The sequence below is a fragment of the Pseudomonas sp. DVZ6 genome, assembly GCF_024259445.1.
Lineage (GTDB): Bacteria > Pseudomonadota > Gammaproteobacteria > Pseudomonadales > Pseudomonadaceae > Aquipseudomonas > Aquipseudomonas peradeniyensis.
In genome coordinates, this window is the sequence record NZ_JANCLM010000028.1 from 26,286 (window position 1) to 46,911 (window position 20,626).

15 protein-coding genes and 1 pseudogene are annotated in these 20,626 nt (G+C 64.4%); 11 read left to right on the forward strand and 5 right to left on the reverse strand.

Translation table 11 applies throughout. From position 1 onward, the window contains the following. Positions 1 to 348 precede the first annotated feature (348 nt). A complete protein-coding gene (gene hmpA, locus NMG10_RS16720) occupies positions 349 to 1,527 on the reverse strand; it encodes an NO-inducible flavohemoprotein (RefSeq protein ID WP_254464746.1) in 1,179 nt (392 codons plus the stop codon). 154 nt (positions 1,528 to 1,681) lie between these two features. Here hmpA and norR point away from each other — a divergent pair, with 154 nt between their 5' ends. Beyond that, entirely contained in the window at positions 1,682 to 3,232 is a 1,551-nt protein-coding gene (gene norR / locus NMG10_RS16725) for a nitric oxide reductase transcriptional regulator NorR (protein ID WP_254464747.1), read from the forward strand. Positions 3,233 to 3,472: 240 nt separating this feature from the next. Then, entirely contained in the window at positions 3,473 to 4,372 is a 900-nt protein-coding gene (locus NMG10_RS16730) for a chemotaxis protein (protein WP_203647948.1), read from the forward strand. Positions 4,373 to 4,568: 196 nt separating this feature from the next. Here NMG10_RS16730 and NMG10_RS16735 read toward each other — a convergent pair whose 3' ends face one another. Beyond that, positions 4,569 to 6,320 (reverse strand): anti-phage dCTP deaminase, encoded by a 1,752-nt coding sequence (locus NMG10_RS16735; RefSeq protein ID WP_254464748.1) that lies wholly within the window; start codon positions 6,318 to 6,320, stop codon positions 4,569 to 4,571. A gap of 187 nt (positions 6,321 to 6,507) precedes the next feature. On the opposite strand from NMG10_RS16735, the gene NMG10_RS16740 reads away from it, so the two are divergent. Next, positions 6,508 to 6,813, forward strand: a complete 306-nt coding sequence (locus tag NMG10_RS16740) for a hypothetical protein (protein ID WP_050703793.1) — start codon at positions 6,508 to 6,510, stop codon at positions 6,811 to 6,813. Next, positions 6,810 to 7,544, forward strand: a complete 735-nt coding sequence (locus NMG10_RS16745) for a YkgJ family cysteine cluster protein (RefSeq protein ID WP_232854699.1) — start codon at positions 6,810 to 6,812, stop codon at positions 7,542 to 7,544. The genes NMG10_RS16740 and NMG10_RS16745 overlap by 4 nt, the downstream gene beginning before the upstream one ends. Before the next feature lie 164 nt (positions 7,545 to 7,708). Here the strand turns inward: NMG10_RS16745 and NMG10_RS16750 are convergent, their stop codons facing one another. Next, positions 7,709 to 9,292, reverse strand: coding sequence for a PAS domain-containing methyl-accepting chemotaxis protein (locus NMG10_RS16750; RefSeq protein ID WP_234560466.1), 1,584 nt, complete (start codon positions 9,290 to 9,292; stop codon positions 7,709 to 7,711). Between the two features lie 222 nt (positions 9,293 to 9,514). Between NMG10_RS16750 and NMG10_RS16755 the strand changes: the two are divergent. The 6 genes and pseudogenes from NMG10_RS16755 to NMG10_RS16780 form a co-directional block, all read left to right on the forward strand. Beyond that, positions 9,515 to 10,636, forward strand: a pseudogene (locus NMG10_RS16755) (efflux RND transporter periplasmic adaptor subunit); the annotation flags it as partial. Between the two features lie 140 nt (positions 10,637 to 10,776). Next, positions 10,777 to 13,869, forward strand: coding sequence for a multidrug efflux RND transporter permease subunit (locus tag NMG10_RS16760; protein WP_254464749.1), 3,093 nt, complete (start codon positions 10,777 to 10,779; stop codon positions 13,867 to 13,869). Between the two features lie 9 nt (positions 13,870 to 13,878). Then, positions 13,879 to 14,550 carry a heavy metal response regulator transcription factor gene (locus NMG10_RS16765; RefSeq protein WP_028689812.1) on the forward strand — a complete coding sequence of 224 codons (672 nt, stop codon included), beginning with the start codon at positions 13,879 to 13,881 and terminating at the stop codon, positions 14,548 to 14,550. 141 nt (positions 14,551 to 14,691) lie between these two features. Continuing rightward, on the forward strand, positions 14,692 to 16,107 hold the full coding sequence (locus NMG10_RS16770; protein ID WP_203647952.1) for a heavy metal sensor histidine kinase: 1,416 nt from the start codon (positions 14,692 to 14,694) through the stop codon (positions 16,105 to 16,107). Between the two features lie 130 nt (positions 16,108 to 16,237). Continuing rightward, the gene (locus tag NMG10_RS16775; protein WP_050703787.1) at positions 16,238 to 16,462 is read left to right on the forward strand and encodes a hypothetical protein; all 225 of its coding nucleotides are present in this window, start codon (positions 16,238 to 16,240) and stop codon (positions 16,460 to 16,462) included. Positions 16,463 to 16,666: 204 nt separating this feature from the next. After that, the gene (locus NMG10_RS16780) at positions 16,667 to 17,977 is read left to right on the forward strand and encodes an OprD family porin (RefSeq protein ID WP_203647953.1); all 1,311 of its coding nucleotides are present in this window, start codon (positions 16,667 to 16,669) and stop codon (positions 17,975 to 17,977) included. 82 nt (positions 17,978 to 18,059) lie between these two features. Here NMG10_RS16780 and NMG10_RS16785 read toward each other — a convergent pair whose 3' ends face one another. Together NMG10_RS16785 and NMG10_RS16790 are read right to left on the reverse strand one after the other, a co-directional pair. After that, positions 18,060 to 18,218 carry a hypothetical protein gene (locus NMG10_RS16785; protein WP_232854783.1) on the reverse strand — a complete coding sequence of 53 codons (159 nt, stop codon included), beginning with the start codon at positions 18,216 to 18,218 and terminating at the stop codon, positions 18,060 to 18,062. Continuing rightward, positions 18,215 to 18,454, reverse strand: a complete 240-nt coding sequence (locus NMG10_RS16790; protein ID WP_062575113.1) for a hypothetical protein — start codon at positions 18,452 to 18,454, stop codon at positions 18,215 to 18,217. Before NMG10_RS16790 ends, NMG10_RS16785 begins: the two co-directional genes overlap by 4 nt. A 574-nt stretch (positions 18,455 to 19,028) precedes the next feature. Here NMG10_RS16790 and NMG10_RS16795 point away from each other — a divergent pair. Further along, complete coding sequence (locus NMG10_RS16795; RefSeq protein WP_203652705.1) at positions 19,029 to 20,525, forward strand: diguanylate cyclase; 1,497 nt, start codon at positions 19,029 to 19,031, stop codon at positions 20,523 to 20,525. Positions 20,526 to 20,626: the final 101 nt, after the last annotated feature.

Here is a 20,626-nt window from a genome sequence, read left to right on the forward strand (position 1 = left end):
GCAGGCCCCTCAACACCCGGGAGTGAAGGATACAGTGATTAAAGGAGGATTAAAGATGAACGCGGGTGTAGAGGCGTTCATCACTTTCTATATAGAGAAGGGGTGGTAGGCCCAATGGCTGGCAAGCCAGCCCCCGCACGGAGAATGCAATGGTCCGCTTCGTTCTCGATTACCCACGGTTGGGAGCATCCGGTACGGGAGCTGGCTTGCGAGCAATTGGGATGGTGAGCATCCCCGGGGGCGCTTTGCGCCCCGTTCGCGGCACAAGGCCGCTCCTACAGGGATCGCGCACTCCTGTAGGAGCGGCCTTGTGCCGCGAACGGGCTGCGCAGCAGCCCCCGGCGATTGCTACTCCAACGCCGCCGCCGGCCCGAAGAACTCGTAACGGCTCTGCCCTTCCGGCACGCCCAAGCCCTTGAGCTGGCGCTTGATCGCGGCCATGAAGCCCTTCGGCCCGAGGAAGTAGGCATCGACATCGCGCTCACGCGGCATCCACTCCGCCAGCAGGTCTTGATCCAGCAGGCCCACCGCGTCGGCAGCACGACTGCCATCGTCCTCGGCGTAGCAATAGAAGCGCTTGAGCTGCGGGTGACGCGCCGCCAGGCCGTCGACCCAGTCGCGGAACGCATGCACCGCGCCATTGCGCGCGCAATGGATGAAGTGCACCGGACGCTCGGTCTTGAGCGCCGCCTCGAGCATCGCCAGGGTCGGGGTGATACCCACGCCGCCACTGATCAGCACCAGCGGCTTGTCACTGGCGGCCAGGGTGAAGTCACCGGACGGCGGGAACAGTTGCAGGGTATCGCCGACCATCAACCCGTCATGCAGGTAGTTGGAGACCTTGCCACCCGCCTCATGCTTGACGCTGATGCGGTACTGCTCGCCGTCGCACAGGGCCGACAGCGAGTAGTTGCGACGCTGTTCCTGGCCATCGATGAACAGTTGCAGGCCAATGTACTGGCCCGGCTCGGCCTTGAGCACCGGCTGGCCATCGACAGGTGCGAAGTAGAACGAGACGATCTCGCTGCTTTCCTGCTCGCGGCGCACCAGGCGAAACTCGCGGGTACCACGCCAGCCGCCAGCGGCTTGCTCCTTCTCTTTATAGAGGTGCTCTTCCGCGCCGATGAGGATGTCGGCCAGTTGGCCATAGGCGGCGGCCCAGGCGGCGATCACTTCAGGGGTGGCAATGTCCTTGCCCAGCACTTCCTCGATGGCGCGCAGCAGGCAGCTGCCGACGATCGGATAGTGTTCGGGGAGGATCTGCAGGGCCACATGTTTGTTGATGATCTGCCCGACCAGGTCGCCCAGCTGCTCGAGCCGGTCGATGTGGCGGGCGTACATCAGCACGCCGTTGGCCAGGGCGCGCGGCTGGTCGCCGCTGGCCTGGTGGGCCTGGTTGAACAGCGGACGCACCTCGGGGTACTCGCTGAGCATCAGTTTGTAGAAGTGGGTGGTCAGGGCCTCGCCACCGCTTTCCAGCAGGGGGACAGTGGCCTTGATGATTGCACGTTGTTCGGCATTGAGCATTGCGACAACTCCTGAGCCTTTGGCTTCGAATGGTTGCGTAAGGCTTTTCAGCAATCGTGCCAACTTTAAACACCAATAAAATCAGGCTTTTGAGCACATCAGTGTCATAAAGACACACCCAGGCGTATAGTCATTACGACCAACAGGAGTCCATATGACTGCAAAGCCCCTGCTCACCGCCCTCCTCCCCCTGGTCAGCGACCTCTCCTGCGACCTGCCCGATCAGGAGCGCTACCGCCGCCTGCTCGGTGCCATGCGTGGCCTGCTGCCCTGCGATGCTGCAGCGCTGTTGCGCCTGGACGGCGAATGGCTGGTGCCGCTGGCGGTGGACGGCCTGTCGCCAGACACCCTGGGGCGGCGCTTCAAGGTCAGCGAACACCCGCGCTTTCAGACTCTCCTCGGGCGCCCGGAGCCGACCCGCTTCGCCAGCGACAGCCCGTTGCCCGACCCTTATGACGGTCTGGTCAATGCCGAGCATGTCGACCTCGAAGTCCACGACTGCATGGGCTGCCCGTTGATGGTCGACGAGCGCCCGTGGGGCCTGCTGACCCTCGACGCCCTCACCCCCGGACAGTTCCAGAGCCTGGAGCTCGATGCCCTGCAGGCCTTCGCCAGCCTGGCCGCCGCCACGGTGACCGTGGCCGAGCGCATCGAGCACCTGGCCCTGCGTGCCGAGGACGAACACCAGCGCGCCGAGGTGTACCGCCAGGCCAGCGGCCAGGACCGGGAACTGATCGGCCAGAGCAAGGCGCACAAACGTCTGGTCGAGGAGATCCGCCTGGTCGGCGGCAGCGACCTGACCGTGCTGATCACCGGCGAGACCGGCGTCGGCAAGGAGCTGGTGGCCCAGGCCCTGCACCACGCCAGCCAGCGTGCCGACAAACCGCTGGTCAGCCTCAACTGCGCCGCCCTGCCCGACACCCTGGTGGAAAGCGAACTGTTCGGCCATGTGCGCGGCGCCTTCACCGGCGCCCACGGCGAACGCCGGGGCAAGTTCGAGCTGGCCAACGGCGGCACGCTGTTCCTCGATGAGGTCGGCGAGCTGCCCCTGGCGGTGCAGGCCAAGCTGCTGCGGGTGCTGCAGAGCGGGCAGCTGCAGCGGCTGGGCTCGGATCGCGAGCACCGCGTGGATGTGCGCCTGATCGCCGCGACCAACCGCGACCTGGCCGAGGAAGTGCGCAGCGGCCACTTCCGCGCCGACTTCTACCACCGCCTGAGCGTCTACCCGTTGCACGTGCCACCGCTGCGGGACCGGGGTCGCGACGTGCTACTGCTGGCCGGCTACTTCCTCGAACAGAACCGCTCGCGCCTGGGGCTGGGCAGCCTGCGGTTGTCCGCAGACGCCCAGGCCGCACTGCTGGCCTACGGCTGGCCGGGCAATGTGCGCGAACTGGAGCATCTGATCGGCCGTTCGGCGCTCAAGGCGCTGGGGCAACACGGACAGCGGCCGAAGATCCTCACCCTGGAGGCGGCCGACCTCGACCTGCGCAACGTGGCGCCGCCCCCGCAGGTGGAAACCGAGGTGCCGTCGGCCGACGCGCCATTGCCCGAGGGTGGGCTGCGCGAGGCGGTGGATGATTATCAGCGGCAGATCGTCGAAGCGTGCCTGAATCGCCACGGGGACAACTGGGCCGCCGCCGCGCGGGAACTGGGGCTGGACCGGGCCAACCTGAGCCGGTTGGCCAAGCGACTGGGACTGCGCTAGCTTCAGGCCATGTGCAGCCCCTGCAGGAGCGGCCTTGTGCCGCGAAAGGGCTGCGCAGCAGCCCCTCATATCGATGAAACGCTGAAACTGCCGGGGCCGCTTCGCGGCCCTTTCGCGGCACAAGGCCGCTCCTACAGTTACAGCCCCGCGATGGACTGCAAATAGCAAACTAAGCTAAAGCCTGACGCCAAAAAGCCGATAACCCGGCATCCTCCCCCCATTTCGAACCGAAGGTTGCCCATGGCCACGCAAAAAGCCCGCGCGGACTCGTTGTCCCTGCTGCTGTTCACCCTGCGCAGCGGCAAGCTGATGGCAATCAACCTGCTCAAGGTCAGCGAGATCATCCCCTGCCCGCCGCTGACCAAGCTGCCGGAGGCCCACCCGCACGTCAAAGGCGTCGCCACCCTGCGCGGCAACTCGCTGTCGGTGATCGACCTGTCCCGGGCCATCGGCGAAATGCCCCTGGCCGACCCCGACGGCGGCTGCCTGATCGTCACCGAGATCAGCCGCTCGCGCCAGGGCCTGCACGTACAGGCGGTGAGCCGCATCGTCCATTGCCTGAGCACCGACATCAAGCCGCCGCCCTACGGCTCGGGCAACCGCTCGTTCATCACCGGCGTGACCCGGGTCGACAACGCCCTGGTGCAGGTGCTGGACATCGAGAAGGTCATCCATGGCATCGCCCCGCCGCCCCACGAGCCGCACCCGGGCGAAGTCAGCGAGGAAGACGCCAGCCTGCTGGCCGCCGCCAATATCCTGGTGGTGGACGACAGCCAGGTCGCGCTGCAGCAGTCGGTGCACACCCTGCGCAACCTCGGCATCGAGTGCCATACCGCGCGCAGCGCCAAGGATGCGATCAACGTGCTGTTGGAACTGCAAGGCACCGACAGGGAGATCAACATCATTGTCTCCGACATCGAGATGTCCGAGATGGATGGCTTCGCCTTCACCCGCACCTTGCGCGAAACCCCCGACTTCCAGCACCTGTACATCCTGCTGCACACCTCGCTGGACAGCGCGATGAGCGGCGACAAGGCCAAGCTGGCGGGGGCCAATGCGATCCTGACCAAGTTCTCCTCGCCGGAGCTGACCAACTGCCTGGTGACGGCGGCGCGGGCGGTGGTATTCGAGGAGCGCTGAAAGCCAGAGCGTGAAGAGCCATGCGAGTGCATGGCTCTTGAGGCCTCAGCGGCTATTCGTCGACTGAGGGCGGGGCTGCGAGGCCGCCCTGGAAACGACTGGCTCTCGGTTCGGCGCTTTCACGGCCCCCCGCTTCCAGGTCGGCCACTGCTCGACCTTTTCTCGACATTCATCGAGGTAACGAAGAAATTCCTCTTTACTTCCGTTCATCGGAATCATCCTTCAAGTACATTGACAAAGTATACCCAGCCTCATCCTCATGATCGATGTATGAACAAGGCAGCATCTGGGTGCGCAATCTAGCATCTGCTTCAGTCCAGTCAACCGTTTGCCCATCCTCGGTCTTACGTATGACAGCGTAGCCGCTACCCAGACTCATGGAAAACAGATCAAAGAAGCTTCTTGGGCCCACGCCGATGAACGCGTCAAAAAATACCCCTTTGTGCGAACGGTCCTGGGAAATCGAATCCGAATGAAATTTCTGAGCCTTACTCTTGGGGTAAGGCTCGACATAAACCACACGGTCGACACCTGCGGCAATAATGTGTTTTGCACAGTTGTGACAAGGGTAAGTGGTGCAATACAGCGTGCTATCAACTGCACTTACCCCCATTCTTGAAGATGACAGCAGCGCTTCCATTTCCGCATGGACGACCCGCCCGTATTCAGTGATATCTTTTATTCCGCTATTTCTTATCAACGGCGCCACTTCATCCCGACAGTGCTCGGGTAATGAGCGAATGATGTTGTCTACAATCTCCTTTTTTTGCATGGCGTTGGAGTCCTCGCCTCGTTTGTAGTCCCTTCCATCCTCCTCATCCACAATTTCATGTGTTTCACTCCTGGTTGGCCAGTACAGGCCGCCTCCTGCCTTGGGTACATCGTTAGCCCCCGTTGCGATGATGCAATCGTGCTTGGTCAGTACAGCACCGACCTGCCGTGATAGGTCAGCGGACCTCAGTGAGGCAGAAAATGCCATGAACATCGCATACTCATCGAAAGTGGGGGTGACGTAGGGCTTTCCGAACAACAGATCCAGAATTCGCCAGACCTGATTCTTGAGGGCATCAAGATTCCCGTCATAACTGACAAAGAAATCAGACAAATGGTAAGTATCTCGGGTGTGCTGCCCATGTGGCTCTTTTTCGTTCTCATCCCGTGAAATCAGATCCGCCGCCTGCTCCTTAGTCAACTGCAAGTCCTTGAGAAGATAGCGACTTCTGCGCTCATGGTCCGCATGCACGCCGATCAAGAAGAACCCTCCAGCGTAAATCTTCCGCAGTCGCTGCACCTCAAACGGTGTTTTCAGTGAGTTGATCAGATAGGCATTTCTACCAGGCGCTCCCTGATTTTTCTGGTACCTCAATTGGCTGATGGCGACAGCAGCACCCAACGCCAGTATCGAATTATCCCCTGACACCTCTCTTAACCGATTACCTTCACGCATGTACCTGTCTATACGCTCAACGCGGTTTTCTGTGTCCGGAACGTTCCCGATTTTTGAAATAACCTCATTGGATATACGAATGGAGTTAGAGGTATAGCGAAACGCCTTGAGCCGATCTTCGACAATTTGGCAAACCACTTTCAGGTCAGTTCCCAGTGCCCCGACGAATCCCAGAACCAACTCGGAATCCGCATAGGAATCATCCAGGAAGGACATATTCATGAATTCAGGAGCGTGCGCAAGATTTTCCATGAGTGGCCGGGCATCGGGCATGGCCTCACCGTCCTGTGACAGTATCCCTCTTACCAACTGCTCCAGCTCCAGGGAGGACTCCGGCTTCCCCTGAAAACTCAGTTCACCCGTGCCCGGGTACCAAGACATCACACCACCGCTATGGGTGCGAAACTCAAACTGGTTCGGGTTAAGTTCTTTCCATGTTCCAACCTGCGCCAATATTTCCAGGCGCTCCTTCAGCTGCGCGAATGATCCCTCGAAACGCATTCCATGACCTCACCGTTGCCCGTTGGCTTTTGAATCCCTACAGGTATAGCCACGAATCATCCTCTTTCCAGCGCGAGCAATGCTTGCTAATAAAGTTTCAGCCTTCCGCTAAAAACGTAGGAAAATTCGCAATTTGCGTTGCGCCAATGGAAAGGCATAATTCCCTCTCTTGTTGAGGTCATGCCCCATGCTACGTTCGATACTGCTTAGCCTTTCGTTACTAACCGTTTCCGCCCAAGCTTCGACGCCACAAGCCTGGAGCGACCAGCGCCAGCACATGCTCAAGGCCTGCCTGGCCGCCAGCCAGTTCAAGGATGCCCACGCCCTGGGCAAACCCGCCGAGTTCGACGACCAGGTCGGTTACAGCGCGCTGCTGATCGAAGGCACCTACCCCCAGAAGCACATGCAGAACCGCACCGGCACCGAGCTGTGCCTCTACGACCGCCAACGCCAGCAAGCCTTTACCAGCGAATGGGAAGCCGGCAAGCGATGAGCGACAGCATTCGCTTCGCCTGCACCGGCTGCGGCAAATGCTGCACGGGCCATCATGTGCCCCTGACGCTTGCCGAGGCCCATCAGTGGGCGGCCTCCGGCGGCCAGGTGGTGGTGCTGATCGAAGGGTTCATTGCCGATGGTCCTGGCATGCCGGCAGAGCAGCGCGAGCATGTGCTGCGCCGCTCGTTCCCGGTGCCCTGTGGCGCCGGGCAACTGCAGGTGTCGGTCACCTTCGCCGCGTTCAACCCGGGACGTTGTCGCAACCTCGATGACAACGACCTGTGCGGCATCTATGAAAGCCGGCCGCTGGTCTGCCGCATCTACCCGGCGGAAATCAACCCGCACCTGCCGCTGCGGCCGGAAAACAAGGACTGCCCGCCCGAGGCCTGGGAGCAGGGGCCTGAGCTGATTCATGGCAGCCTGCCGGTGGATGAGGCACTGCGCGCCTTGATCGAGGCCTCGCGCCAGGCGGACCGCGACGATATCGCCGCCAAGGTGGCGATATGCCAGGCGCTGGGGATGACCACCAGTGCGCTGAAGGGCAACGGGTTTACTGCGTGGTTGCCGGACATGGCGGCGTTTGCTGCGGTGCTGGAACAGGCGCCACAGGCGGTCGATGGGCCGTGGGGGGTGCATGTGCAGGACGAGGCGCTTGCGGCCGAACTACAAGCTCATCGCTTGCAGGTGACGGGCGAGGCGCCGGTCTACTATGCGTTCATCGGATTCTAGATAGATCCAATCGCGGGGCAAGCCCGCTCCCACGCCCTCCCCCTCCGATGCTTCGATGCTTCGATGCTTCGATGCTTCGATGCTTCGATGCTTCGATGCTTCGATGCCAACATTGTGGGAGCGGGCTTGCCCCGCGATAGGGCCGGCCCTGACAACTCAATCAATCACTGACACCGCCGCCAGAACTCATCCGCCAGCCGCCGCAGGTCCTTGGCCAGGTCCGCCACGTCACTGGCACTGCTATGACTGCGCTGCCCGACGCTGACCGTCGCCTCGCTGGCCTGGCGGATGCTGGTGATGTTGCGGTTGATGTTCTCGCTGACCTGGCTCTGCTGCTCCACTGCCGCGGCGATCTGCAGGCTCATCTCGTTGATCTGGTTGACCCGCACGCTGATGCTGTCCAGCGCGTCGCTGGCCAGCTGCGCCTGCTCGACACTGTGCCCGGCATGGGCGCTGCTCTGCTGCATCACCTGCACCGCCGCGCGGGCGCCGTCCTGCAGGGCGGCGATCATGCGCTGGATATCGTGGGTGGACTGCGCGGTGCGCTGGGCCAGACCGCGCACCTCGTCGGCGACCACCGCGAAGCCACGCCCCTGGTCACCGGCCCGGGCCGCCTCGATGGCGGCGTTGAGCGCCAGCAGGTTGGTCTGCTCGGCAATGCCGCGGATCACATCGAGCACCCCGGAGATCTCGCTGCTGTGACTCTCCAGCTGGTGGATCACCTCGCTGGCCTCGACCAGTGAACCTGCCAGGTCCTGGATCGCGCAGCGGTTGCGGTCGACCAACTGGTGGCCGGACTGGGTCTCGTCCTCGGCCTGGTCGGCGGCCATCGCCGCCATCTGCGCGCTGCTGGCCACCTGGGCGACGCTGGCGCTCATCTGGTGGATCGCGGTGGCCACCTGGTCGGCTTCGCTCTGCTGCTCAAGGCTGTTGGCATGACTGCTGTGCAAGGCCTCGACCAGCGAGCCGGAATGTCCGGCCAGGCGTGACGAGGTATCGCCGATACGCCCGACCACCGCCCCCAGTTGCGCCTTGAGCATGCGCATGGCGAACTCGATCTGCCCCAGGCCATCACGCCGGCCGGTGTACAACTGCTGGCTCAGTGGGTTGTCGGCGATCGCCTGGGCCTGCTGGCGCAGCCGCTCGTAGGGGCGCAGCAGTAACAGGATCGCCAGGCTGCTCAAACCTGCCGCCGCCGCCACTTCTACCAGCGATTCCAGCAGCGGCGCCCCCAGCCACCACTGCCCGGCCCCCAGCACCAACGCCAGCACGACGCCGACCGCCAGCGACAGACGCGAACCCAGCCCCAGCACCGGCAAGCGCTCGCGCCAGCCACGCCGACCTTCGCGCAGACGCGCATAACACCGTTCAGCCGCGGCGACCTGCTCGGCCCCGGGCTTGGTCCGCACCGACTGGTACTCCAGCGCCTGCCCGCCGCTGCTGATCGGCGAGACGAAGGCGCTCACCCAGTAGTGGTCGCCGTTCTTGCAGCGGTTCTTCACCAGCCCCATCCACGAGCGCCCGGCCTTGAGCGCCTGCCACATCTGGGCAAATGCCTGGGGCGGCATGTCGGGGTGGCGGACGATGTGATGGGCGTTGCCCAGCAGCTCCTCGCGGGAGAATCCGCTGACCCGCAGGAAATCGTCATTGGCATAGGTGATGCGGCTGTCCAGGTCGGTGGTGGACAGGATATTGGCGTCGCCGGGGTAATCCACTTCGCGACCGGTAACAGGCATATTGCACTTCATCGGAGGCTCTCGTTGTTGTACGTGAAATCGGCAGGGCGTACGACTCTAGGGGCAAACGCCGGCGCAACATTGATCCATGGCAGGGTATTGGCACTTGGCCATCAAGCCGCCGAAACTGACAGCCGTGACAGCCAGGCGTCACGCTGCCGACCCGGTCGGCGCGCTATAACCCTGCAATAGCCGAATCCTTTTCTTAGCCCCTTGGCCAAGGTGCCCGCCCCGATGCGACGTCCGTCCCGCTCCCTCGTTATCGCCGCCCTGGCCCTTGTCCTGCTGGCCGTCGTCGGCACCTGGCAGGGATTGCGCCACGAAGCCCCGGCCAACCGCGCCGCCAGCGCGATCCCCGTGCGGGTGGTCGCGGTGGCCCAACAGGACGTGCCGCGCTACCTCGACGCCATCGGCTCGGTGCTGTCGCTGCACAGCGTCGAGGTCCGCCCCCAGGTCGAGGGCGTGCTGACCCAGGTGCTGGTCAAGGAAGGCCAGTGGGTCAGCCAGGGCGACCTGCTGGCCACCCTCGACGACCGGGCGATCCGCGCGAACCTTGACCAGGCCCGCGCCCAGCTGGGCCAGACCCAGGCGCAGTTGCAGGTGGCCAACGTCAACCTCAAGCGCTACCAGTTGCTGAGCACCGACGACGGCGTGTCGAAGCAGACCCTCGACCAGCAGCAGGCCCTGGTGAACCAGTTGCAGGCAACCATCAAAGGCAACCAGGCGGCCATCGACAACACCGCGGTACAACTCAGCTACACACAGATCCGCTCGCCGGTCACTGGCCGCGTCGGCATCCGCAACGTCGACCCCGGCAATCTGGTGCGTACCAGCGACACCCAGAGCCTGTTCAGCGTCACCCAGATCGACCCGATCGCCGTGGAGTTCGCCCTGCCCCAGCAGCAGCTCCCGGTCCTGCAGGGCTTGCTGAAATCGCCTACCCCCGCCGAGGTCGAAGCGTACATGGACGCCGACGGTGAACGCAGCCTGCTCGCCAAGGGTCACCTGATGCTGATCGACAACCAGGTCTCGACCACCACCGGCACGGTGCGGATCAAGGCCGAGTTCGACAACCAGGACGGCCGCCTGTGGCCCGGCCAGCTGGTCACCGTGCGCCTGCGCACGGCGGTGGACGAGGACGCCCTGGTGGTGCCGCCGCCGGTGGTGCAACGCAGCATCGACGGCCACTTCGTCTACCGCATGGACGGCGACAAGGTCAGCGCCGTGCCGGTCAAGGTGGTGTACCAGGACAGCACGCTGAACGTCATCGCCGGGGTCAAGGCCGGCGATTGCCTGGTGCTCGATGGACAGTCGCGGCTCAAGCCGGGGAGCCACGTGGAGCTCAGTGGCGAGTCACAGTGCAAGCAGTCGCAGCGCCTGGCGGATGGCAATCGCGGGACAAGCCCGCTCCCACCCAGGCAGCACCAGGACGTGGGAGCGGGCTTGCCCCGCGATGAGGCCCTTACCGACAACGCCAAAGCCGAGGCGAGCCAGCCATGAACACCCGCAACGGCGTCTCGGCCTGGTGCATCGACCACCCCATCGCCACCCTGCTGCTGACCTTCGCCCTGGTGCTGCTGGGCGCCATCGCCTTCCCGCGCCTGCCGGTGGCGCCCCTGCCCGAGGCCGACTTCCCGACCATCCAGGTCACCGCCCAATTGCCCGGCGCCAGCCCGGAAACCATGGCCTCGTCGGTGGCGACGCCCCTGGAGGTGCAGTTCAGCGCCATCCCCGGCATGACCCAGATGACCAGCAGCAGCGCCCTGGGCTCGACCAACCTGATCCTGCAGTTCACCCTCGACAAGAACATCGACACCGCCGCCCAGGAAGTCCAGGCGGCGATCAACACCGCCACCGCGCGCCTGCCCCAGGACATGCCCAGCCCGCCCACCTGGCGCAAGGTCAACCCGGCCGACAGCCCGGTGCTGATCCTCACCGTCAGCTCGACGCAGATGCCCGGCAATGAGCTCAGCGATTACGCCGAGACCCTGCTGGCCCGCCAGCTCAGCCAGATCGACGGGGTCGGCCTGATCAACATCACCGGCCAGCTGCGCCCGGCCATCCGCGTGCAGGCCCAGCCCGAGAAGCTCGCCGCCATCGGCCTGACCCTGGCCGATATCCGCCTGGCCATCCAGCAGACCAGCCTCAACCTGGCCAAGGGCGCGCTGTACGGCGAACACAGCGTGTCGACCATTGCCGCCAACGACCAGCTGTTCCATCCCGAGGACTACGCCAGGCTGATCGTCAGCTACCGCAATGGCGCGCCGGTGCACCTGGCCGACGTGGCCAAGGTGATCGATGGCGCCGAGAACGCCTATGTGAAGGCCTGGTCCGGCGACCGGCCGGGGCTGAACCTGGTGATCTTCCGCCAGCCCGGGGCCAACATCGTCGACACCGTGGACCGGGTGCTCGAAGCCCTGCCGCGCCTGCAGGAGATGCTGCCGGCGGCGGTCGATGTCTCGGTGCTGCAGGACCGCACCCAGACCATCCGTGCCTCGCTGCACGAAGTGGAGCTGACCCTGATGATCGCCGTGGCCCTGGTGATCGGGGTGATGGCGCTGTTCCTGCGCCAGTGGTCGGCCACCTTCATCGTCTCCAGCGTGCTCGGCGTGTCGCTGATCGCCAGTTGCGCGCTGATGTACGTGTTCGGTTTCAGCCTCAACAACCTGACCCTGGTGGCCATCGTCATCGCCGTGGGCTTCGTGGTGGATGACGCCATCGTCGTGGTGGAGAACATCCACCGCCACCTGGAGGCCGGCGACGACAGCCGCACCGCCGCGCTCAAGGGCGCCGGCGAGATCGGCTTCACCGTGGTGTCGATCAGCTTCTCGCTGATCGCCGCGTTCATTCCGCTGCTGTTCATGGGCGGCGTGGTCGGCCGGCTGTTCAAGGAGTTCGCCCTGACCGCCACCGCGACCATCCTGATTTCGGTGGTGGTCTCGCTGACCCTGGCGCCGACCCTGGCCGCGCTGTGCATGCGCCGCCCGCCCGAGGAGCAGCACGGCGGCCTCGGCCAGCGCCTGGTGCGCGGGTACGAAAAGGGCCTGGACCGGGCCCTGGTGCATCGGCGCATCACCCTCGGCGTGTTCGGCCTGACCCTGGCGCTGGCGGTGGCCGGCTACGTGGCCATCCCCAAGGGCTTCTTCCCGTTGCAGGACACCGGTTTCATCCTCGGCACCACCGAAGCGGCGGCGGATGTCTCCTACCCGGCGATGATCGAGAAACACCAGGCCCTGGCGAAGATCATCGAGGCCGACCCTGCGGTACGCGCCTTCTCCCACTCGGTCGGCGTCACCGGCAGCAACCAGACCATCGCCAACGGCCGCTTCTGGATTTCCCTCAAGCCCCGTGGCGAACGCGATGTGTCGGCCAGTGAATGGATCGACCGCATGCGCCCGAAACTGATGCAGATCCCCGGCATCGTCCTCTACCTGCGCGCCGGGCAGGACATCAACCTCAGCTCCGGCCCCTCGCGCACCCAGTACCAGTACGTGCTCAAGAGCAATGACGGCGTGGCGCTGAACCTGTGGACCCAGCGCCTGACCGAGCGCTTGCGTGAAAATCCGGCGTTTCGCGACCTGTCCAACGACCTGCAGCTGGGCGCCAGCGTCACCCGCATCGACATCGACCGCCAGGCCGCGGCGCGCTTCGGCCTGACCACCACCGACGTCGACCAGGCACTGTACGACGCCTTCGGCCAGAGACAGATCAGCGAGTTCCAGACCGAGACCAACCAGTACAAGGTGATCCTCGAACTGGACGCCCGCCAGCGCGGCAAGGCCGAAAGCCTCGACTACTTCTACCTGCGCTCGCCGCTGTCCGGCGAAATGGTGCCGCTGTCGGCCCTGGCCCATGTCGCGCCGCCCAGCACCGGCCCCCTGTCGATCAGCCATGACGGCCTGTTCCCGGCGGCCAACCTGTCGTTCAACCTGGCCCCCGGCGTGGCCCTGGGCGATGCGGTGCAGATCCTTGAACGCACCCAGCGCGAGCTGGGCATGCCCGACTCCATCGCCGGCAACTTCCAGGGCGCGGCCCAGGCGTTCCAGAGCTCGCTGTCGAGCCAGCCGTACCTGATCCTCGCCGCGCTGGTGGCGGTGTACATCATCCTCGGCGTGCTCTACGAGAGCTTCGTGCACCCGCTGACCATCATCTCCACCCTGCCCTCGGCGGGCCTGGGCGCGCTGATCCTGCTGTGGCTGATGGGCCAGGACTTCACCATCATGGGCCTGATCGGCGTGGTGCTGCTGATCGGCATCGTCAAGAAGAACGGCATCCTGCTCATCGACTTCGCCCTCGATGCCCAGCGTCACCAGGGCATGACGCCAGAGCAGGCGATCCGCCAGGCATGCCTGGTGCGCTTCCGTCCGATCATCATGACCACCCTGGCCGCGCTGCTTGGCGCGGTGCCGCTGATGTTCGGCTTCGGCACCGGCGCCGAGCTGCGCCAGCCGCTGGGCATCGCCGTGGTCGGCGGCCTGCTGGTGAGCCAGGCCCTGACGCTGTTCACCACCCCGGTCATATACTTGGCCCTGGAGCGTCTGTTCCACCGCCGCCGGGCCGCTGCCGCCCCCGCGCCGACCGCCAGTTGAGACAAGACCATGCGTGTGCTGATCATCGAAGACGAAGAGAAAACCGCCGACTACCTGCATCGCGGCCTCACCGAGCAGGGCTTCACCGTCGACCTGGCCCGCGACGGCATCGACGGTCTGCACCTGGCCCTGGAAGGCGACTACGCGGTGATCGTGCTCGACGTGATGCTGCCGGGCCTGGATGGCTATGGCGTGTTGCGCGCACTGCGGGCGCGCAAGCAGACGCCGGTGATCATGCTCACCGCCCGCGAGCGGGTCGAGGACCGTATCCACGGCCTGCGCGAAGGCGCCGACGACTACCTGGGCAAGCCGTTCTCGTTCCTCGAACTGGTCGCCCGCCTGCAGGCGCTGACCCGGCGCAGTGCCATCCACGAGCCCTTGCAGATTCAGGTCGCCGACCTGTGGATCGACCTGATGGCGCGCAAGGCCACCCGCGCGGGATCGCGCCTGGACCTGACCGCCAAGGAGTTCTCGCTGCTCAGCGTGCTGGCCCGGCGCCAGGGCGAGATCCTGTCCAAGACCGCCATCGCCGAGCTGGTCTGGGACATCAACTTTGACAGCGACGCCAATGTCGTCGAGGTGGCCATCAAGCGCCTGCGCGCCAAGCTCGACGGGCCGTTCGACAACAAGCTGCTGCATACCATTCGAGGCATGGGTTATGTCCTGGAGCACCGTGGATAAGCTGCGCGATATCGCGCTCACTACGTACATGGCGTGGGAGCGGGCTTGCCCCGCGATGCAGACGCTGCGGTGGATGGCACCGGCTTGGCCGGTGTTCGCGGGGCAAGCCCGCTCCCACGAACCTCCGACGGGCAATCGGACATGAACCTCTTGCGTGCCAAACCCGGCAACTCCATCGCCCTGCGCCTCTCGGCCCTGTTCACCCTGGTGGCCCTGGCCGTGTTCGTGCTGATCGGCAGCGCCCTATACCGCCAGGTCGACCGCAGCCTCGACCTGCTGCCGGCCGCCGAACTGGACGCGCGCTTCAGCGTGCTCGAATCCACCCTCAACCGCTACGGCACTCCCGAGCACTGGGCCAAGATCAACAACAAGCTCAACCTGCTCAGCGAGGAAGACCGACGCATCCGCTTCTGGGTGGTGAGCAGCAACCCGGCGTTCGAATACGGCCATCCCACCGAGCAGGTGCGCGGCTTCGCCGAGGGCGCGCCGGGCATGCGCGACCTGCGCCTGAGCGACAGCCCCTACCCGTACAAGGTGTTGGTCAGCGAACTGCCGGCACTGGGTGAGCGCCCATCGCTGCGCTTTCTGATCGGCATCGACACCGAGACCTTCTGGCAGGCCCAGCACAGCCTGCTGGTGGCCATCGTCGGCCTGGCCGCCTTCGGCGTGCTGCTGGCCTCGCTACTCGGCTACTGGGTCGCGCGCATCGGCCTCAAGCCTCTGCTGGCGCTGTCGGACGAAGCCCAGGCCCTGGCCCCGCCACGCCTGGACGGGCGCCTGCAGACCCGCGACCTGCCGCCGGAACTGGCGCAGTTCGCCGGTGCCTTCAACGCCGCCCTCGACCGGGTCAGCCAGGCCTATTCGCAACTCGAGGCGTTCAACGCCGATGTCGCCCACGAACTGCGCTCGCCGCTGACCAACCTGATCGGCCAGACCCAGGTCGCCCTGACCCGCGGGCGCAGCGCCGAGCACTACTTCGAGGTGCTGCAATCGAACCTCGAAGAGCTGGAGCGCCTGCGCAGCATCATCAACGACATGCTGTTCCTGGCCAGCGCCGACCAGGGCAGCAAGGCCACCTCGCTGACCAGCGCCTCACTGGCCGAGGAAGTGGCCACCACCCTCGACTACCTCGATTTCATCCTCGAGGACGCCCAGGTCAGCGTCAGCGTCAGCGGCGACGCCCAGGCCTGTTTCGAGAAGGCCCAGCTGCGCCGGGCGCTGATCAACCTGCTGAACAACGCCGTGCAGCACACCGCGCCGCACCAGGTGATCCAGGTGCGCATCGAGGCGGGCGAGGAACAGGTCAGCATCGCCGTGAGCAACCCGGGGCCGGCGATTGCCGACGAGCACCTGCCGATGCTGTTCGAGCGCTTCTACCGGGTGGATGCGGCACGCGCCAACAGCGGCGGCGGCAACCACGGACTGGGCCTGGCCATCGTCAAGGCGATCGCCCTGATGCACGGCGGCAGTGTTTTCGTGCACAGCGAAGCGGGCGCCAATACCTTCGGTATCAACTTGCCAAACGCTCAACTACGCGGGTTTGCGGTAAAAGTCTGAGTGTTTTTGCCGTGATCATTACTTTTTGCGCAACAGTGCTTATCTGAACAGCCTCTGTTTCCCCGCTGTTTACAGGACTAACTTTAGCCCTGTCTCCATTAGCACTTGCCGCGCAAGAAGGTTGCATCACATGTCCAACAGTATGGGTATTGCCAGCGTGTTCGTCCTGTCTTCCCTGTTGTTGTCGCCCCTGGCCATGGCGGAAGAATCCCCGGCCTTTGTCGCCCGTAACGCTGAGTTTGCCGCCGTTCACCAAGAGGCTCGCGAAGCCTACGCCGCGCAACAGGCCGATGCGGTAAAAGACGCACGGCAGACTGCTTCCAAAGTCTCTGTCGACACCGATGCCGACAGCTGATTGGCCTGACTCCAGTTTCCAGTTTTCCCTTGGCTACACCATGGGCAGTGCCCGTGACGATATGTTAGCCTTTCAAAGCCGCTGCCTTTCAGCGGCTTTTTTTATGCGTCGAAAATATCAGCCTGGCTGTTACGTCTCTAATAAGAACTTGCAGACACGACAATAAAAAACTGCCCCATCGCTTGACCAAAGGAGTTTGTACCGGTGTCTTTTGCGTTTCGTTTCACCCCGTTGTTCGTTGCATTGGCCGCAACGATGCCCGTGGCCGCACAGGCCGATGAAGACAAGGCTGAAGGCTTCATCGAGGGTTCCACGCTGAACCTGCATTTCAGAAATGCCTACTTCAACCGCAACGAGAAGAATGCCTCGATCAAGGACAAGCGCGAGTGGGGCCAAGGCGCCGTCGCCCGCTTCGAGTCCGGCTACACGCCGGGCGTGATCGGCTTCGGCCTCGACGCCCACGCCATGGTCGGCCTGAAGCTGGACGGCGGCGGTGGCCGCGCCGGCACCTCGATCCTGCCAAGCGCGCCGGAAGACAAGGCACGCCACGCCTTCTCCACCGCCGGCGGCGCGATCAAGCTCAAGGGCTTCGACACCGAGTTCAAGGCCGGTGACCTGTTCCTCACCAACCCGGTGATCGCCGGTGGCGAAAGCCGCATGCTGCCGCAGACCTTCCGCGGCGTCGCCGTGACCAACCGCAGCATCGACGGGCTGATGCTCGAAGGCGGCAAGGTCAGCTTCACCAAGCCGTACAACCAGAGCGGCCACCGCCGCATCAACACCTACTACAGCAACCAGACGCGCGAGCAGGACAGCCAGAACCTGAGCTGGGCCGGCGCCTCCTGGAGCGGCACCGAAGGCGTTACCGCCAACGTCTACGCCGCCGAGCTGAAGGACATCTGGAACCAGTACTACGCCGACTTCGACTACACCTACCAGGTCAACGATCTGGTCAGCCTGAACCCGGGCGTACACTTCTACCACACCCAGGACACCGGCCAGTCGAAGCTGGGCGACATCGACAACAACACCTGGAGCGTGCACTTCACCGTGGCCGCCGGGTACCACAGCGTCACCGCCGCCTACCAGCGAGTCAACGGCGACACGCCGTTCGACTACATCAACCTGGGCGACAGCATCTTCCTCGACAACTCGCGCATGTACTCGGACTTCAACGCGCCGAACGAGCGTTCCTGGAAGCTGCAGTACGACTACGACTTCGCCGGCCTCGGCATGCCGGGCCTGAGCACCTCGCTGTCGTACTCGCGCGGCAAGGCCGACCTGACCAAGGCCAGCCAGGACACCCAGTACTACGCCTTCTATAACGCCGACGGCGAGAATGCCCGGCACTGGGAGCGCGACTTCGACGTGAAGTACGTGTTCCAGCAAGGCCAGCTGAAGGACCTGTCGGTGCTGCTGCGCTATGCCACGCACCGGGCCAACGCGGCGTACTCGAACATCCAGGACAACAACGAATTCCGCGTGATCGTGGATTATCCGCTGAACGTGTTCTGATCCGAAACCGATCGCGGGGCAAGCCCGCTCCCACGCCAGGTGGCTTATCAGGCGTGGGAGCGGGCTTGCCCCGCGATGGGCTTCAACGGTTACGGTTCAAGCCGATCTCCAGGTCATTGATCAACGCCTTGGCCATGGCGCTGAGGATCCGCGCCGCACTCCCCGCTTTCAAATCCCCTTCGAAAACACTCCAGGAACGTCGAAACGCCGGCAGTGGCACAAGGCTCGGCTGCTCGCTCATGGCTGCACCTCCAGCGACCTGGCGTGGGCCATCAGGCAGCTCAGCAGCCGGCTGAGGATGGAAATGTTATCCACCAGGATCTCGGGACGCTCATCCACGGGAAAGGCCATGTAGACGTCGCAAGTGCGGGTCATCATGGTCATCAGGACGGCGGCATGCTCCCAGACTTCGGCCAGCGGCAGGTGGTCGATGATGGAGATGTAGGGGATGGGGGGATCAGGTACCAGCTTCTTCATGTGCGTTTTCCAATGTCAATAAAGGAAACCGCCAGCTCATCCTTTCTCACCAGATAAGGGTGGCAGCCGTACATGGGGTGAGAAAACCGAGGACATCGGAACCCGGCCAGACCTAGGTCTGCCCATGCACAGCTGCCGTAACAGAATGCGGGACCAACATCGTTCGGGTTTCTCACACCCGATCACCAAATTCGGCGACCCGAAGACGTTAGCCCTGATGCATTTCCCCGCCTATCCAGACCCTTCCGGCAGACGCGTAGGATAGGTCCCAAGCTCGGCCCAACTGAAGCATTTGGTTTCAGATTCGGAAATGTCGTACATCCCATCGCGGGCCAAGCCCGCTCCCACGACCATGACCATGACCTGGACCTGGACCTGGACCTGGCCCTGGCCCTGGCCCTGGCCCTGGCGAATGGTGGGAGCGGGCTTGCCCCGCGATGGACCTACTGAATCATTTCCGTCGGCCAAATCAGCTTTGATCTTGTCCGACAATCCCGCCTTGCCTAAAATACCGCCGCCGCTTTCCGGCCCACTCCCCATGGATCCCGGGGCTTATGCAGTTGCGAGCATGACGTTGCCCACCCGATCACCACGATCCGCCCTGTACAAGTCACACCCCGAGCTGGTCCTCAACCTGGGCAGCTGCCTTGCCGTGCTCGCCATCGTGGCCATCGTCAGCTACCTGCTGGCCCGCGAGCGCGACAGCGTCGAGCAATCGGAAATGCGCTCCTCGAGCAACATCGTGCAGTTGATCGAAAGCGACATCCTGCGCAACGTCGAACTCTACGACCAGTCGCTCAAGGGCCTGATCTGGGCCGTGCAGCACCCCGAGCTGCTCAACGTGCCGGCCAAGCTGCGCCAGCAGATCCTCTTCAACCAGGCCTTCTCCGCGCCGGTGCGCGGTGACATCCTTTGGCTCGACGCCAAGGGCGATGTGCTCGGCGACTCCACCAGCGCGGTGCCGCGCCAGGCCAACTTCGCCGACACCGTGGCCTTCCAGGCCCACCGCGACCGCCCGGGCCTGGGCCTGCTGATCAGCCCGCCGTTCAAGGCGCGGCTGGGCGAGCTGGACTGGTGCATCAGCTTCAGCCGGCGCATCTCCGGCGCCAACGGCGAATTCCAGGGCCTGGCCGCCGGGGCCCTGCGCCTGTCCTACTTCAACGAGCTGTTCCAGCGCCTGGACATCGGCGTGGACAGCAGCATCAACCTGCTCAACACCGACGGCCAACTGCTGGCACGCCAGCCAACCCGCCCGCAGGACCCGTTGATCGGCACCAGTTTCAGCGAACGCCCCAACTTCAAGCGCATCCTCGAGGAGCGCAGCGGCAGCTTCACCGCCCGCTCGACTACCTATGAAGGCCAACGCCTCTACACCTTCGCCCGAGTTGCCGACCTGCCGCTGATCGTGCTGGTGGCGCACTCGGCCGACGAGGTGTTCCAGTCGTGGCGCCGCACCGCGATCGTGGTCAGCGTGGCCACCGGCGTGCTGTGCATCGGCATCCTCTGGCTGACCCTGCTGCTGGGCCGTGAATTGCGCCGCCGCCACGATGCCGAGCAAGGCCTGGCCACGCTTGCCGCCACCGACAGCCTCACGGGCCTTGCCAACCGTCGTCGCCTGGACCAGGTGTTGCGCCAGGAATGGGCGCGCGCCCAGCGCAACCGCAAGCCGCTGGCGGTGCTGATGGTGGATGTGGATCACTTCAAGGCGTTCAACCAGCGCCATGGCCATGCCGGCGGCGACCACGTGCTGCGCGAGGTGGCCACGACCCTTGAGCTGTGCATTCGGCGCCCGGCGGACCTGGCGGCGCGTTATGGCGGGGAGGAGTTCCAGGTGGTGCTGCCGGAAACCGAGCTGGCTGGCGCCCGGTTGCTGGCCGAACGCATTCGCGCCAGCGTCGAGGCGATGCCGCCGTTTGGCGATGACGAGCGGTCGGTGACGGTCAGCGTGGGGATCGGCCTGCATGTGCCGGGCACCGCGCAGGATTTGTCGACGCTGCTGGCCGATGCGGACGAGGCGCTTTACCGGGCTAAGGCCAATGGCCGGAATCGGGTTGAAGGGCCGATGGCCTAAGGGGCCGCTTCGCGCCCCTTTCGCGGCACAAGGCCGCTCCTACAGAGAGGAATGCGTTCCCCTTGTAGGAGCGGCCTTGTGCCGCGAAAGGGCCGCAAAGC

Excerpts from the sequence above, each read along its gene's own strand:
- hmpA (WP_254464746.1), bottom strand. The coding sequence starts at position 1,527 with ATGCTCAATGCCGAACAACGTGCAATCATCAAGGCCACTGTCCCCCTG.
- norR (WP_254464747.1), top strand. The coding sequence starts at position 1,682 with ATGACTGCAAAGCCCCTGCTCACCGCCCTCCTCCCCCTGGTCAGCGAC.
- NMG10_RS16730 (WP_203647948.1), top strand. The coding sequence starts at position 3,473 with ATGGCCACGCAAAAAGCCCGCGCGGACTCGTTGTCCCTGCTGCTGTTC.
- NMG10_RS16735 (WP_254464748.1), bottom strand. The coding sequence starts at position 6,320 with ATGCGTTTCGAGGGATCATTCGCGCAGCTGAAGGAGCGCCTGGAAATA.
- NMG10_RS16740 (WP_050703793.1), top strand. The coding sequence starts at position 6,508 with ATGCTACGTTCGATACTGCTTAGCCTTTCGTTACTAACCGTTTCCGCC.
- NMG10_RS16745 (WP_232854699.1), top strand. The coding sequence starts at position 6,810 with ATGAGCGACAGCATTCGCTTCGCCTGCACCGGCTGCGGCAAATGCTGC.
- NMG10_RS16750 (WP_234560466.1), bottom strand. The coding sequence starts at position 9,292 with ATGAAGTGCAATATGCCTGTTACCGGTCGCGAAGTGGATTACCCCGGC.
- NMG10_RS16760 (WP_254464749.1), top strand. The coding sequence starts at position 10,777 with ATGAACACCCGCAACGGCGTCTCGGCCTGGTGCATCGACCACCCCATC.
- NMG10_RS16765 (WP_028689812.1), top strand. The coding sequence starts at position 13,879 with ATGCGTGTGCTGATCATCGAAGACGAAGAGAAAACCGCCGACTACCTG.
- NMG10_RS16770 (WP_203647952.1), top strand. The coding sequence starts at position 14,692 with ATGAACCTCTTGCGTGCCAAACCCGGCAACTCCATCGCCCTGCGCCTC.
- NMG10_RS16775 (WP_050703787.1), top strand. The coding sequence starts at position 16,238 with ATGTCCAACAGTATGGGTATTGCCAGCGTGTTCGTCCTGTCTTCCCTG.
- NMG10_RS16785 (WP_232854783.1), bottom strand. The coding sequence starts at position 18,218 with ATGAGCGAGCAGCCGAGCCTTGTGCCACTGCCGGCGTTTCGACGTTCC.
- NMG10_RS16790 (WP_062575113.1), bottom strand. The coding sequence starts at position 18,454 with ATGAAGAAGCTGGTACCTGATCCCCCCATCCCCTACATCTCCATCATC.